13 protein-coding genes are annotated in these 15,093 nt (G+C 62.7%); 12 read left to right on the forward strand and 1 reads right to left on the reverse strand.

What is annotated here, in order from left to right:
• The first annotated feature begins 36 nt into the window (after nucleotides 1–36).
• From GGR30_RS21570 to GGR30_RS21580, 3 genes are read left to right on the forward strand one after another with little or no spacing between them, the layout of a single operon-like run.
• A complete protein-coding gene (locus GGR30_RS21570) occupies nucleotides 37–711 on the forward strand; it encodes a TRAP transporter small permease (protein WP_183491043.1) in 675 nt (224 codons plus the stop codon).
• 9 nt (nucleotides 712–720) lie between these two features.
• The gene (locus GGR30_RS21575) at nucleotides 721–2,082 is read left to right on the forward strand and encodes a TRAP transporter large permease (RefSeq protein WP_183491045.1); all 1,362 of its coding nucleotides are present in this window, start codon (nucleotides 721–723) and stop codon (nucleotides 2,080–2,082) included.
• A gap of 45 nt (nucleotides 2,083–2,127) precedes the next feature.
• Entirely contained in the window at nucleotides 2,128–2,907 is a 780-nt protein-coding gene (locus GGR30_RS21580) for an IclR family transcriptional regulator (RefSeq protein WP_183491047.1), read from the forward strand.
• Nucleotides 2,908–3,012: 105 nt separating this feature from the next.
• Here the strand turns inward: GGR30_RS21580 and GGR30_RS21585 are convergent, their stop codons facing one another.
• Entirely contained in the window at nucleotides 3,013–3,705 is a 693-nt protein-coding gene (locus tag GGR30_RS21585) for an EF-hand domain-containing protein (RefSeq protein ID WP_183491049.1), read from the reverse strand.
• 168 nt (nucleotides 3,706–3,873) lie between these two features.
• On the opposite strand from GGR30_RS21585, the gene GGR30_RS21590 reads away from it, so the two are divergent.
• The 9 genes from GGR30_RS21590 (at nucleotide 3,874) to GGR30_RS21630 (ending at nucleotide 15,090) form a co-directional block, all read left to right on the forward strand.
• Nucleotides 3,874–4,596: a response regulator gene (locus GGR30_RS21590; protein ID WP_183491051.1), complete on the forward strand. Its 723-nt coding sequence runs from the start codon at nucleotides 3,874–3,876 to the stop codon at nucleotides 4,594–4,596.
• Nucleotides 4,593–6,005, forward strand: a complete 1,413-nt coding sequence (locus GGR30_RS21595; RefSeq protein ID WP_343066533.1) for an ATP-binding protein — start codon at nucleotides 4,593–4,595, stop codon at nucleotides 6,003–6,005. Before GGR30_RS21590 ends, GGR30_RS21595 begins: the two co-directional genes overlap by 4 nt.
• 802 nt (nucleotides 6,006–6,807) lie before the next feature.
• Nucleotides 6,808–7,899: a GntR family transcriptional regulator gene (locus GGR30_RS21600; protein WP_183491053.1), complete on the forward strand. Its 1,092-nt coding sequence runs from the start codon at nucleotides 6,808–6,810 to the stop codon at nucleotides 7,897–7,899.
• A gap of 79 nt (nucleotides 7,900–7,978) precedes the next feature.
• Nucleotides 7,979–9,244: a Gfo/Idh/MocA family protein gene (locus GGR30_RS21605; protein ID WP_183491055.1), complete on the forward strand. Its 1,266-nt coding sequence runs from the start codon at nucleotides 7,979–7,981 to the stop codon at nucleotides 9,242–9,244.
• Complete coding sequence (locus tag GGR30_RS21610) at nucleotides 9,241–10,800, forward strand: hypothetical protein (protein ID WP_183491057.1); 1,560 nt, start codon at nucleotides 9,241–9,243, stop codon at nucleotides 10,798–10,800. The genes GGR30_RS21605 and GGR30_RS21610 overlap by 4 nt, the downstream gene beginning before the upstream one ends.
• Nucleotides 10,801–10,970: 170 nt before the next feature.
• A complete protein-coding gene (locus tag GGR30_RS21615; protein ID WP_183491059.1) occupies nucleotides 10,971–12,239 on the forward strand; it encodes an ABC transporter substrate-binding protein in 1,269 nt (422 codons plus the stop codon).
• A gap of 70 nt (nucleotides 12,240–12,309) precedes the next feature.
• A complete protein-coding gene (locus GGR30_RS21620; protein WP_183491061.1) occupies nucleotides 12,310–13,254 on the forward strand; it encodes a carbohydrate ABC transporter permease in 945 nt (314 codons plus the stop codon).
• Complete coding sequence (locus GGR30_RS21625) at nucleotides 13,251–14,084, forward strand: carbohydrate ABC transporter permease (RefSeq protein WP_183491063.1); 834 nt, start codon at nucleotides 13,251–13,253, stop codon at nucleotides 14,082–14,084. The genes GGR30_RS21620 and GGR30_RS21625 overlap by 4 nt, the downstream gene beginning before the upstream one ends.
• A gap of 4 nt (nucleotides 14,085–14,088) precedes the next feature.
• Nucleotides 14,089–15,090: an ABC transporter ATP-binding protein gene (locus tag GGR30_RS21630; RefSeq protein WP_183491065.1), complete on the forward strand. Its 1,002-nt coding sequence runs from the start codon at nucleotides 14,089–14,091 to the stop codon at nucleotides 15,088–15,090.
• Nucleotides 15,091–15,093 lie beyond the last annotated feature (3 nt).

Here is a 15,093-nt window from a genome sequence, read left to right on the forward strand (position 1 = left end):
GGCGGGAAAACCGGCGAGAACATTCTTTGGGAGGAGATGACGTTGGTGACGTTGTTGAACGAAGCCTGGTCGATTATTGCCGCGATCCCGAGCTGGGATTCCTGGACGATAAGCGAGACCCTGGGCACGAATGGCGCCTGGCTCGTGGGCCTTGTCGTCACGCTTCTCGGCGGCCTCCTGGTTGCCGTTCTCTATGCGCGCTTTCCCGCGCTTGAAAATCACTTCGAAAAATCGGTGATGATCTGGTCCTATCTGCTGATCGCCGCGATCATCGGCGTCGAGGTGGTTCGCCGTTTCGTCTTCTCGGTGCAGGCGCCCTGGTCGACAACGCTGCCGCCCTTCCTGTTCCTGATCATGAGCTGGGCGGGCTGCGCCTATAATCTGAAATTCCGCAATCACTTAAGTTTTGCCGAGTTCCGCTCGATGATGCCGCGCAACGCCCAGTTCGCCTGCCTCGTCATCGATGCCGTGCTCTGGCTCACCTTCTCCTGGGTCGTCGTCGTCACCTCGACGCGGGTCGTGTTCAACTCCGCGGCCAACTTCCAGATCCTGCTCGGCACCGACAATGTCATGCAATGGTGGCTGCTCATCTCCGTGCCCATCAGCTTCATCCTGATTGCCGGACGGGCAATCGAGAACCTTGCGATCGACTATCGCAAATACAAGAACGGCGCAGACCTTATTTCCGCGTCGACGCAATTCGGCGATTGAGGAGGCCCCATGTCAGACTCCCTTCTGGTTACCTTGATCTCGCTCGGCGCCACCGGCTTCTTCCTGATCGGGGTTCCCGTGCTCCTCGTCATCGGCCTTTGGGTGATCGGCATGAGCATGATGCTCGGCCTGCCGCTCGACAATCTCGGCTCCGCGCTGTCGGATGTCTTCACCGACGGTTTCGCGCTTCTGGCCATGCCGCTCTTCATCCTCACCGGCGATCTGATCAACCAGTCCGGCATTGCAAGGCGCATGTCCGACTTCGCCTATTCCTGCCTCGGCTGGCTGCGCGGCGGCCTCGCCATGGCGGCGATCGGCGCCTGCGGCCTGTTTGCCGCGATCTCCGGTTCGAACTCTGCGACGACGGCCACGATCGGTGCCATGCTGCATCCGGAAATGAAAAAGGGCGGCTATGACGAGCGCTTTTCGGCGGCGACGGCGGCGGCCGGCGGCACGCTCGGCATCATCATTCCGCCGTCGATCATCTTCATCGTCTACGGCTTCCTGATGAACCTGCCGATCTCCGATCTCTTCGTCGCCGGCATCATTCCGGGCCTTCTGATGGGGCTTTCGATGATGTTCTTCTGCTGGCTGATCTGCCGGAAGAACGGCTGGGGCCACATCATCGCGCTGGAGCCGTCCCGCATCCTGAAGACCGGCATCGGCTCATGGCTCGGCTTCTTCGCCATCGGCATCGTGCTCTGGGGCATCTACACCGGAAAATTCTCGCCGACCGAAGCGGCTGCCGTCACCGTCGGCTTCTGCGTGCTTGTCGGCTTCCTGTCGCTGCCGTTGCACCGGATGATGGGCTCGCCTTCCGAAGACCGTTCCCCGAATGAGCGCAGCTATGCGGAAATGCTGGTGGTGCGCGGCTTCACGCCAATCGACATCCCGTCGATTACGCTGCGCTCGGCCCAGATCACCGGCATTCTGGCACCGCTGATCGCGATCTCGGTGGTGATGCAGCAGATCCTTTCGGTTCTGGGCGCCGAACAGGCGATCGGCGATTTCGTCCGCTCCATGGGCGGCTATTATCCGGTCCTGTTCACCGCCATGGCGCTGGTGTTCATCACCGGCATGGTGCTGGAAAGCCTGCCGACGACGATCATCATGGCGCCGATCCTGGCGCCGATCGCCGCCTCCATCGGCGTTGATCCGATCCAGTTCGCCGTGGTCTTCCTGATCGGCGCATCGATCGGCTTCATCACCCCGCCCTACGGCCTCAATCTTTATGTGGCCTCGGGCGTGACCGGCGTGTCCTATTTCCGCATACTGCGCTATATCTACCCCTATATCGTCGCGCTGATTGCGGTTTGGGTCCTCGTCGCGCTTGTCCCGTCGCTCTCGACAATGCTAATCCCGCAGCGATGAGCCGGCGTTTCGCCAGATGAATTGAAAAGCGTTTGAGAGACGATATTGGACGATCAAGCCAGGGACGGACAGATACCGACAAACCTCCGCCTTCTGCTGGTGCTCGAAGCACTGGCGGAAGCCGGATCGCCCGTCACGCCGACCGAGGTGAACCAGAAGCTCGGCCTGCCGAAGCCGACGATCCACCGGCTGTTCGCCACGCTTGAGGCCGAAGGCTTCATCCAGCGCGAGATCGACGGGCGCGGCTATTGCCCCGGCCGCAGGCTGCGCGTCATGTCGGCAGGCATCCTCTCCTCGCTCAGGATCAGGACCGCGCGCGTTGCGATCCTCACCGAGCTTGCCGAGGCGATCAACGAGACCTGCAACATCTCGCTGCCGGATCTCGACGCGATGATCTATTTGGAACGCGTCGAAACCAAATGGCCGCTCCGGATCCAGCTTCCGGTCGGCTCGCGCGTGCCGTTTTACTGCACAGCCAGCGGCAAGATGTATCTGAGTTCTCTCGACCGGAAACATCTGGAAAACTATCTGCGCGCGACCGAACTTTCGGCCCGCGCGGAGAACACGATCACTTCGCCTGGCGATCTAGTCGGCGAACTCGACCAGGTCCGCGAGCGCGGCTATGCGACGGACAACGAAGAGTTCATGGACGGCATGATCGCCGTCGCCGTGCCGATCCGCGACAGTTTCGGCCGCCTCGTCTCCGCGCTTTCGTTTCACGCGCCGCTGCAGCGGCTTTCGCTGGACGAGGCGATCAACAATGTCGACCGCCTGAACGCCGCCGCCGACAAGCTCTCGGCGCTGATCAGCAAATCCGATCTCTGACGCGAAGGTTGGCGGCTGGTTCGCCCGCCATAAGCCAGAACGAAACAGCCGCCGCCCCTTGAGGACGACGGCTGAGCCACGGCGCACGCCGCTTGAGTTCAGTTATCAGTTGTTCGGGTTGCCCATGCCGCGCGGCATCGGCGGCTGCTGGCCCTGATTGCCGGCCGGCCCCTGGGCGAAGGGCCGCTGCGGGCCGGCGCCGGGAACCGGCAGTTCCGAAACCGCGACCTTGCCGTCGCCGTCGCTGTCGAGATACTGGAAGTGGCGCTCGAACATCGGGCGTCCGACCTCGACCTGGAAGGCCTCGAACTCGTCCAGCGAGAGATAGCCGTCGCCGTTCTTGTCATACTGACCGAGGTCGCCCATCATCTGCGGGCCGCCCGTCGGGCCTGCGCCGCGCGGGCCATTGCCGGGCCCCATGCCGGGACCGCGCATGCCGCCGGGCCCAAAGTCGCCCTGCGCGCCGCCGCGCTGGCCCTGCATCATGCCGGGGCCATAAGCGCCGCCGTCATTGCCGCGCATCGCCATCTGGCCGGGGCCCCTCTGCTGACCCTGGGCGAAGCCGCCCTGCGGCCCACCGCGCGTCGGACCTGCCTGCTGGCGATCCTGCATCATGCCCTGACGTCCGCCCGGACCTCTGGCTGCGCCCTGCGGACCGTCGCAATCCGTCATCATCTGCCGGGGGCCCTGGCCACGGCCGCCCCAGTTGTCACCAGGCCCTGCCGCGAATGCGGGAACGGCAGCGCCGCCGATGAGTGCTGCAACCAGTCCTGCTGCGAAAATCGTATTGCGTTTCATGACATCGCTCCTTTCGATCTGTCGATGTCGCCAATCTGCCCCTTCTATGTCGCAGTACGATGCCGGGATAAGGTTGAATTGTATCCGTTGGTCGCAGGACCTTCCGCCTGATACAAAACGTGACACAGTTTTGCGCAACGGCTCGTGTGACTGCGCTAAGGTAAGACTATGGACAAGGAACCCCACATCCTGATCGTCGACGATCACCGGGAAATCCGCGATGCGGTGCAGAGCTATCTGCAGAAGAACGGCTACCGGGCGACGGCCGTGCGCGATGCTGCGGAAATGGACGACAAGCTGCGCAGCGGCAGCTTCGACCTGATTGTGCTTGACGTGATGATGCCGGGCGAGGACGGCATTTCCGTCTGCCGCCGCCTAAGCGCGGATGGCAGCGTGCCGATCCTGATGCTGACCGCACTCGGCGAGGAGACCGACCGGATCATAGGCCTCGAGGTCGGCGCGGATGACTATCTGCCGAAACCCTTCAACCCGCGAGAGCTTCTGGCCCGCATCCGCGCCATTCTGCGCCGCTCGGAGCGCCAGCCGAAGCTTTCCGGCGCGCCCGCCGGCGAAAGACTGCGCTTTGCCGACTGGACGCTCGACACCGACACGCGCCGCCTGACCGCCGATGACGGGCGCGAGGAGGTGCTGACGACGGCGGATTTCCGGCTTCTGACCGTGCTTCTCGCGCGCCCGCGTTTCGTTCTGAGCCGCGAACAGCTTCTCGACGCCACCTCCGGGCGCAGCGCCCATGTGTTCGACCGCACCATCGACAACCAGATCAGCCGCCTGCGCCGCAAGATCGAGCCGGATCCGGCAAGCCCCGCAATCATCGTGACGGTGCGCGGCGGCGGCTACTCGCTTGCCTGCGACGTGGAGCATGTGTCGTGAGAGCGCTTCTTCCCCGCACACTGCGCGGCCAGATCATCGCGCTCATCGTCGTGGCCCTGGCAATCGCGCAGGCGCTGACGCTCTGGCTGTTCGTCGACCAGCGCGCGCTCGCCGTACGCTCTGCCCTTGCCATCGAGGCGGCGGACCGAGCCGGCAGCACGGCGCGCCTGCTGGAGGATGCGCCGCAGGATCTCCGATCCGAAATCCTGCAGGCCGCAAGCTCCTCGCTCGTGCGCTTTACCATCGGCCAGACACCGCTCGTCTCGAGCGAGGCCGGCAACGCGCCGAACTGGATCGAGCGGCGGATCCGCGCGGTCTTCGCAACAGATGATCCGCGCACCATCCGCGTCGATCTGCACACCGACCAGCCCCGGCCGCCGCCGCGCGCCGGGCCAGTTCCAGGCGCAGGCCAGATGCACGGAATGGGTCAGATGCGGCCGCCGCCTGGCCAGCCCCCGGTCAGCGCGACGGCGCTCGACCTTTCGATCGCGCTTGCCGACGGAAGCTGGCTCAATGTGACCTCCCGCTTTCGCGATCCGCCCTATCAATGGGTCTGGTCGGAGGCGCTGCCCTTTGCGCTGACGGCGGGGTTTCTGGCTGTGGTTCTGTGGTTCGCGCTTTCCCGTCTGACGGGACCGCTTCGCCGCCTTGCCGCCGCCGCCGACCGGCTCGGCCGGGGTGAGGATGTCGAACCGATCGCTGCCACGGGGCCGGAGGAAATGAGCCGACTTGCCGTATCCTTTAACGAGATGCAGGCGCGGCTCGACCGATTCGTGCGCGAGCGAACGCAACTGCTCGGTGCCCTCGGACATGATCTGCGCTCGCCGTTGACAGCGCTGAGGGTACGCGCCGAGATGGTGGACGAGGAGGAAACCCGCGAGCGCATGGTCGCGACGATCGAGGAAATGCGGGAGATGGTCGAGGCAACGCTCTCCTTCTCGCGCGGTATGGCCATGAACGAACCGGTCGAGACGGTGGAGCTCCAGACGTTTCTCTCGGACCTAGCCGGCGAACTCATCGAAACGGGACATGACGTGACGACTGCCGCGATCGCTGACGCCGAGCTCAGGCTCCGGCCGCTTTCCATGCGGCGGGCTTTGCGCAATCTCATCGAGAACGCCGTGCGCTACGGAAAGCGGGCGACGATATCAGCCGCGGCCGAAAACGGATCGGCTGTCATCAAGATCGAGGACGAGGGAGCGGGCATTGCCGGCGATCAGCTTGACCGGGTGTTCGAGCCCTTTGTCAGGCTAGAAACATCGCGCTCACGCGAGACTGGGGGCGTCGGCCTTGGCCTTTCGATCGCCCGTACCGCCATCCTGGCCCATGGCGGCGGAATTGCACTCGAAAACCGCCCAACCGGCGGATTACGTGTGACCGTCACGCTGCCGCTTGCCACCTCCGCCTGACATCCTGGTGCAATAGAACGCCCCTACAATCGCCAAAATAGAAAATATGCATGTTTTTGCTCGCAAAAGGTGCTTTTTACCAAAAATGGCGCCAAGGAAAAATTGTTACCCGTCAAGTCTGACTTGATCTTGATACCGCAATCATTTTATGAAAGCATAATCTTACCGAAAACAATCAACATTCCGGCGCCGTGCGGGCATCACCTCGCGAACAACAGTGAAGAGTTGGGGGGAATCTGAACGCCTGGAGTTTACGTGTATCGTCCTGTTTTTTTTGCTTTGAAGACAAAACTGCGCAGCGGCATAGGCACTAGAACAGTAGCGTGAATTCACCTCGACTACGCTTATTACCTTGGGACTTCGTCCCCGGTTTCGACGAAACAGATTAGAACTAACGTGTTGAGCACGAAAAAGATTTTCCATGAGATTTTTCCATTGCACCTATTGTGGCCATAATCTCCGCTTCAGGAGGCCGGTTTGTTCGCAGTGCTATCAACCGACACCCGTTTATAACCGGTTACGCTTCTGGCTCCTTCTGGCTCTGCTACCGCTGATCGCAGGCGCCGCATTGCTGCTGATGTTGCTCATCTAGAGCCATGCCGCGTTTCACGGAGACGCGGAGTAGTTCTATCTGTTTGTTTTGACGCATTTTCGCGGATTTCAGATGTTTCCATCTGACCGCGCGAAGCAGACGAACAGACAATGGCACGTCTCATCGAGGCCGACAGGGACGTCGGGGCAAATTCCGTGAGATCGGCAGCCGCGGCTTGCACTGAGTATAAAACATACTCATAATAACCCGATGCAGAGCAAGACAAAACAGATCCTCGCTGATATCGGCAGATGGGTCGACAATAAGATCGCCGAGGCGGAACCCGGGGAACGTCTCCCGACCATCCGCCACCTGATGCGGGAATTCGGAACCGCACAGCGCACCGTCGAAGCAGCTCTGAGGCCTTTTCTTGATGACGGGCGGCTGATCTCGCGCCCTGGCGCAGGCATCGTTGTGGCAGGCGAGACGCTGGACGCAACGCAGAACGCTTATGCCGCCGACCTGCTGATTCTCTATCGCAATTCCGACAGCCGCCTTGCACGCGTGACCCTGCAGGAGGTCGCCGCGCGGCTGAAGAGTGCGGGATCCTCGGTTCTACAACTCGGCTTTTCCGGCGACGATCAGGCAATCGACGTGCTGGAGCGGATCGGTCGCTTTCGCGCCTGCCTTATCCAGGTGAATTTCGAAATCCTCACCGTCGCCTTTCTGGCGGCCCTCCACCGGCAGGCCGATCACATCGTCATCGACGGCGTTTCGGCAACCGGCATCGATGTCGATGCGATTGGCACCAACTGGCGGGAGGCACTGTCGATCGCCTTCCGCGCCGTGCGGGAAAACGGCCACGAGAAGATCGCCTTCCTGACCTCTGCCCACCACGCCCGCCAGATCGCCATGGCCCGGCGCGAGTTCGAATTGCTCGGCAGCACGCTTCCCGATCCAGCACAGCGCTGGCTGATTGAACTGAACGCCCTGCCCGGCAGCTACCAGATCAACGACATCGCCGAGGCGATCGGACGTCATGCCGATGACGCGGGTCGGCTCCCCTTTACCGCGCTCATCGTCTGGGGCGTGGTCGAGGGCTTCATTCTCGAGCGCGCGCTTTTCGAACTTGGCCTCGAGGCCGGGCGGGACCTCAGCGTGATCATGCTCGGCAGCACCGACTTCCAGTCGGAACATCTCGGTCGCTTCGACGTGGTCGGCAACAGCCACGCGGAGAAACTCGCCGTGTTCGAGCGGATCATCGCGGAGCGGATCGCCGACAGACCGCACGAACCGCAGACCCATTACCTGCCGATCTCCCATGTGCGCCATGGCTCCGTCATCGATCTGTCCTCTGATTGAGTACATATGATATTGTAGCCATATATATACTCACATAGCATCCGATGCCGATGACAATGATCAAGTCCAGAGGCGTTGCATGCTCCACGAGCCGGTCCAGCAAAAAACAACAGGCGTCGCCATTATCGGCGCGGGTGAACGCGGCATCTATTATGTCGGCTCCCGCATGGCCGAAATTGCCGGCGAAACCGGCTTTCGCGTCGTCGGCGTCTTCGACCGGCTGGAAGACCGCGCGGGCTATGCCGCCGACCACCTGAACGCGCTCTACGGCAAGGCCGGCGTGCGACACGCAGTGCGCGTCTTTGCAGACCTCGAGGATGCCGTGTCCGACCCCGCCGTCGACCTCGTGGTGGTCACGACCCACACCAACGCGCACCGCGCCCCGGTCGAAGCCGCGATCGCCGCCGGCAAGCGCGTCTATCTCGACAAGCCGATTTCGGTGACGCTCGAGGATGCCGAGGCCATTCTGGCGGCTGAGCAGAAGGCCGGCCAGCCAATGCTGATGGCCTTCACCCGGCGTTATGAAAAGCCCTGGGTGGAGACGGTGAAGCTTGCCCATGAAGGCCGCGTCGGCGATCCGCAGATGATCCTGCTACGCTCGGTCATCCCCTATACGCGCTATCTGCAGCTCTGGCACCGTAAGCAAGCGCTTTCGGGCGGCGCGCTCAACGACAAGTGCTCGCACCATTTCGACGTGCTGAACTGGGTCGCCGCATCCAAGCCGGTCTCCGTCACCGCCGTCGGCGGCCGCAGCAACGTCTTTCCGCCCGATCCGAATGCCCCGGAGCGCTGTTCGCTCTGCGACCGCGACTGTCCCTATCGCCGGCACGAAACCCTCGTCGACCGCTTCGAGGGCGCCGGCGCCGTCGCCAATGCGAGCTGGAGCGAGGCGGCGCTGATCGAGGACCGCAACGACACCTGCGTCTACCAACCGGGTGCGGATATCGACGACCACGCCATCGTCACCATCCGTTACGCGAATGGCGTCACGGCCTGTCTGTTCTTCGCCATTTTCGGCCCTTGGGCCGAGGATCAGGAGACGCTTGAGATCGTCGGTTCCTCCGGCCGCATCCGCATGGAGCGCCATTCCGGCGCGATCGACATCGTCGAGGATTACGGCCGCAAGCACGGCACGCTCGGCTTTACCAACCCGGACCGGACCTCGACCCATTTTGGCGCAGATCTCGAACTTGTCAGGACGCTTCGCCGCTTCATGGATGGCGAAAACCCGCCGGTCGGCATCGAAGACGGGCTTGCTTCGCTGCGCCTCGTGCTCGCCGCGCAGAAATCCATGAAGAACGGCGGCATGCCGGTGGACCCGGCAACACAGGAATTTGCCCGATGACCAGACGCTTTCCCGAACGCCTGACCCCGCTCGCCAACAGGCTGGGCCTGCAGCCGCTTTATGGCGACATCCATAACCACTCGGCGCTGTCCTATGGCCATGGACGGCTGGAGGACGCGCTGGCGCGGGCCGCACTGCAGCTCGATTTCGTCTCCGTCACCGGCCATGCCGCCTGGCCGGACATGCCGGTCGACGTGCCGGAGGTGGCGCATATCGTCGACTTCCACGTCAAGGGCTTTGCGAAGCTGAAGGCCAACTGGAAGAGCCATTTCGAGACGCTTTCGGCGTATGAAAATCCGGGACATTTCGCCGTTTTTCCCGGCTACGAAATTCATTCCTGTGCACATGGCGACTACACCATCGTCTACGCCGACCTTGATGTCGCGGAGCCGGAACTGGCCGATACACCGGAAGACCTGAAGACCGCGCTGGCCGCCGCCAAGGGTGATCGCGCGCTCGCCTTCCCGCATCACATCGGCTACCGCCAGGGCGCGCGCGGCATCAACTGGGACACGTTCGATCCGGCCCTGTCGCCCTTTGTCGAAATGTTTTCCATGCATGGCTGCGCGGAAGAATCAGAGTCCGAACGCTCCTATCTGCATTCCATGGGTCCGGTGAACGGCGCCTCGACCATGCGCGCGGGGCTGAAGCGCGGCGCGGTCTTCGGCATTGTCGGCAATACCGATCACCACTCCGCGTTTCCCGGCTCCTACGGTCATGGCCGCATGGCGGTCTATGCCGAAGCCGATGACCGCGACGCAATCTTCGCGGCCATGCGCGCGCGGCGCACCAACGCGCTGACCGGTGACAATATTCATCTTCTGACGGCAATCGGCGACACGGTTCAGGGCGGCATCATCGCCCCTTCGGACAAGGCCACACTCGATATCGAGGCCATCGGCGGCGGCTTCATCGACGTCATCGACGTCTTCCGCAACGGCGCGCTTTTCGCCCGCATATCGCCCGAACTCGAGCCTGCCCCGGTCGACCCCGGCGACGGCGCGACGACGGAGACCATTCTCCATGTCGAGCTTGGCTGGGGCGCGCGCGGCAAGAGCCACGACTGGGCGGGAACACTCAACCTCGAAGGAGGCGAGATTCTGAGCGTGGAGCCGCGTTTCCGCGGCGCCGAAATCGTCTCACCGCTGGAAGGCGAGGATGAGGCAGCAGTGCTGCCGACGCTCGACCTCGCCGACGGCAAGGTGACCTTTTCCGTCACCGCCGCGGCCAACCCCAACAATGTCACCTCGGCCACGCAAGGCTTTGCCATCCGGCTCAGGACGAAGCCGGGTGCGAGGCTGAAGGCCGTGCTTTCCGGCAAACAGCTCGACATCGCGATCGACGACCTTTTCGAGGGCGCCGTCTCGGGCAATCTCGGCCCGATCGACAGCCCCGCCTACCGGTTCCACGCCCTGCCCCGCCCCCACCAGTGGCAGTGGCAGGGCCGCGTGGCCCTCGGCGCGCTCGAAGCCGGAGAGAACATCTATGTGCGACTGCGCGAGAAAACCGGCCAGATGGCCTGGACCTCGCCGATTTTCTGCAGAAAGGAGGCGTAATCGGACCAGTCAGACTTCGCGGGTCTTCGTACCGGCGTGAACCAGGCAATCGGAGCGGAATATCGCCGGATTGTCATCAGAAAGGAAAGGCCGACCGAAACAGGCGGTATTCCAACAAGCGGGAACTTTTCAAAACCGGTCCGCGAAAAGGGCCGGAGGGAGAACAGGCAATGAAGCATTTCAAGACATTCACCGGCGTGCTGCTGGCCGCCAGCGCCCTGATGGCGGTCTCGGCCGGCGCGGTCGAACTCAACATCGTCCATGGCGCGATCGGCAAGGACAACGAGGTCCTGCGCAAGGAACTCGACCGCTATCAGGAGAAGACCGGCAACACGGTCAACATCGTCTCCATGCCGGAATCGACCACCGACCAGTTCGGTCAGTACAAGCTCTGGCTTTCGGCCAAGTCGCCGGATATCGACGTCTACCGCATCGACGTCATCGGCGCGCCGCAGCTCGCCGATCACTTCGTCGACCTGACCGAGGCAACCGCCGACATCATCGACCAGTTCGTTCCGGCATCGGTCGAATCCCAGACCGTCGACGGCAAGCTCGTCGCGCTGCCGATGTTCCTCGGCGCGCCGGCGCTCTATTACCGCAAGGACCTTCTGGAAAAATACGACCGTCCGGTGCCCGAAACCTGGGACGAGATGACCGAGACCGCGAAGATCATCATGGATGGCGAGCGGGCCGAGGGCAACGGCGACATGTGGGGTTTCGTCTTCCAGGGCGCGCCCTATGAGGGGCTGACCTGCGACGGCCAGGAATGGATCTACTCCTATGGCGGCGGCCGCATCGTCGAACTCGACGGCTCCATCGCCATCAACAACCCTGAAGCCGCCGAAGCGCTCAACATGGCGAAATCCTGGGTCGGCACGATCGCGCCGCAGGGCGTGCTCAACTACATGGAAGAGGATGCGCGCGGCGTGTTCCAGTCGGGCAATGCCGTGTTCATGCGCAACTGGAACTATGCCTATGCGCTGGCAGACGGTCCGGATTCCCCGGTCAAGGGCAAGTTCGACGTGACCACGCTGCCCGTCGGCGCAGAGGGCGACAGCTCGGCGGCAACGCTCGGCGGCTGGCACCTGGCGGTTTCCAAATATTCGCCGAACCAGGAAGAGGCGATCGAGTTGGTGAAATACCTCAACAACTTCGAGAACCAGAAGGAACGCGCCATCGAGACCTCGCGTCCGCCGACCGTGACCGCCGTCTACGACGATCCGGAAGTGGCAGAAGCCCAGCCCTTCATTCCGCGCTGGAAACCGGTCGTGCTCAACGCCCTGCCGCGTCCTTCCGCCGCGACCAAGCGCAAGTATAACGAGGTATCCTCGGAATTCTGGACCGCCGTGCACGATACGCTTTCGGGCGACGGCACCGCCGAGCAGAACCTCGCCAAGCTGGAAGCAAAGCTGAAGCGCCTGCGCGGCAACGGCTGGTAAGATCGGCCGGCGCCGCGCGGCAACCGACCGCGCGGCGCCGTCTCAACCAATGACAAGAAGGGAACGGAACATGGCAGAACCGGTCGAAAAATCGACCCTGTCACAACAGCGGGTGCTGTCCGCCTGGGTCTTCCTGGCGCCGATGCTCGCGGTGCTTGCCGTGGTCGCGGTCTATCCGCTGGTCAAGACGATCTATTTCGGCTTCACCGACGCATCGATCGATTTTCCCGGCCAGGCGCAATGGGTCGGCTTCCGCAACTATCTCGAATATCTCGATTATGGCGGCGGCGAAGGCGAATATTACGGCCTTCTGGCCGATCCGGACTGGTGGCAGGCCGTCTGGAACACGCTGCGTTTCACCTTCTTCTCGGTGCTGTTCGAAACCATTTTCGGGATGATCATCGCGCTGGTGCTCAACACCCAGTTCTTTGGCCGCTCGCTGGTGCGCGCCGCAGTGCTGATCCCCTGGGCTATTCCCACCATCGTCTCGGCCAAGATGTGGGCCTGGATGATGCATGACCAGTTCGGCATTTTGAACGACATGCTGATGAAGCTGCATATCATCGCCGAGCCCGTCGCCTGGACGGCCGATCCAGATACCGCGATGCTTGCCGTGCTGATCGTCGACATCTGGAAGACCACGCCCTTCATGGCGCTTCTGATCCTCGCCGGCCTGCAGATGGTGCCGAAGGACATGTATGAGGCGGCAAAGCTCGACGGCATTCATCCCGTCCGCGTGTTCCGCAAGGTCACCCTGCCGCTGATCATGCCGGCCGTGCTGGTGGCAATCGTCTTTCGCGCGCTCGATGCGCTGCGCGTGTTCGACATCGTCTACGTGCTGACCCCCAACAACGCCAATACGGCCACGATGTCGGTGTTCGCGCGCGAGAACCTGTTCGATTTCGATCGTTTCGCCTATGGCTCGGCGGCCTCCACGCTGCTGTTCCTGATCATTGCGCTTCTGACGATCGGCTTCATCCGCGCCACCCGCATGAACCTTGGAGGCGACAGATGACCATCCCCGCTCCGCTCAAGCGCATTGCGTTCTACGCGCTCGTCCTCGTCATCCTCGCCCAGGCGCTGTTTCCCTTCTACTATGCCGTCCTGACCTCGCTGGAAAACGGTCAGGCGCTGTTCGAGGTCAACTATCTGCCGAAGGCGCTGACCTTCGCCAACTACGAACACATGCTGACCGACGGCGTGTTCGGCCACCAGATCTTCAACTCGGTCTTCGTCGCCACGGTGGTCGTCATATTCTCGCTGTTCCTCGGCGTCACCGCGGCCTTTGCCTTGAGCCGCATCCGGTTCAGGGGACGCGGCATGCTGCTCTTCACCATCCTGTCGGTGTCGATGTTTCCGCAGATCGCCGTGCTCTCCGGTCTGTTCGAGCTGATCCGCGCCTTCGGCCTGTTCAACTCGCTCTGGTCGCTTGTGTTCTCCTACATGATCTTCACCCTGCCGTTCACGGTCTGGGTTCTGACCACCTTCATGCGCGACATGCCGATCGAGATCGAGGAGGCGGCGATCATGGACGGGGCCTCGTCGTTCACCATCATCCGCCGCATCTTCCTGCCGCTGATGTGGCCGGCCATGGTGACGACGGGCCTGCTCGCCTTCATCCACGCCTGGAACGAGTTCCTGTTCGCCCTCACCTTCCTCTCCACCGACAGCCAGCGCACCGTGCCGGTGGCGATCGCGATGATCTCGGGCCTTTCCGAATTCGAGGTGCCGTGGGGCAACATCATGGCGGCGTCCGTGATCGTCACCGTGCCGCTGATCGCGCTCGTGCTCGTCTTCCAGAGAAAAATCGTTTCCGGCCTCACCGCCGGCGCCGTGAAAGGATAGTCTCATGGCCTCCATCGAACTCAACAAGATCTGCAAGTCCTTCGGCCATGTCGAGGTGCTGAAGGATATCGACCTCAGCCTCGAAAAGGGCGAGTTCATTGTCTTCGTCGGGCCGTCGGGCTGCGGCAAGTCCACGCTTTTGCGGCTGATCGCCGGGCTTGAGGATATCTCCGGCGGCGATCTGATGATTGACGGCGAGCGCGTCAACAACGTGCTGCCGGCAAAGCGCGGCATCTCCATGGTGTTCCAGTCCTATGCGCTTTATCCGCACATGACGGTCTATGAGAACATGGCCTTCGGTCTGGAACAGGCTAAGCTCGACAAGAGCGAGGCCGACAAGCGCATCCGCGAGGCGGCCGAAATGCTGCAGATCACCCCCTATCTCGAGCGCAAGCCCCGCCAGCTTTCCGGCGGCCAGCGCCAGCGCGTTGCCATCGGCCGGGCGATCACCCGCCAACCGCGCATCTTCCTGTTCGACGAGCCGCTGTCGAACCTCGACGCAGCCTTGAGGGTCGATACCCGCATCGAGATCGCGGCACTGCACAAGCGCATGGCGGGCGTCACCATGATCTATGTGACTCACGACCAGGTCGAGGCGATGACGCTTGCCGACCGGATCGTGGTGCTGAATGCCGGACGGGTGGAGCAGGTCGGGACGCCGATGGAGCTCTACATGAAGCCCGCCAGCCGCTTCGTCGCCGAATTCATCGGCTCGCCGCGCATGAATGTGATCGAGGGCGCGATCGCGGAGAATTTCGGTGCGGCCGCCTGCGGCATCCGGCCGGAACACCTCGCGATCTCGCGTGAAGACGGCCGCTGGGCCGGCAAAGTGCTGCTTTCAGAGGAACTTGGGAGCGATACTTATATCCATGTGGAAACCGATGACGCCGGCATGCTGAATGTGCGCGCGCCCGGCGCGCAGGATTTTTCAGCCGGCGAGACGGTCTTTGTGACGCCGGACGAGGCGGCGCTGCACCGTTTCGACGAGGCGGGCGTCGCGGTTTGAGGG

Origin of the sequence: Martelella radicis (assembly GCF_014196625.1) — a bacterium.
In the GTDB taxonomy this organism is placed as follows: Bacteria; Pseudomonadota; Alphaproteobacteria; order Rhizobiales; family Rhizobiaceae; genus Martelella; species Martelella radicis.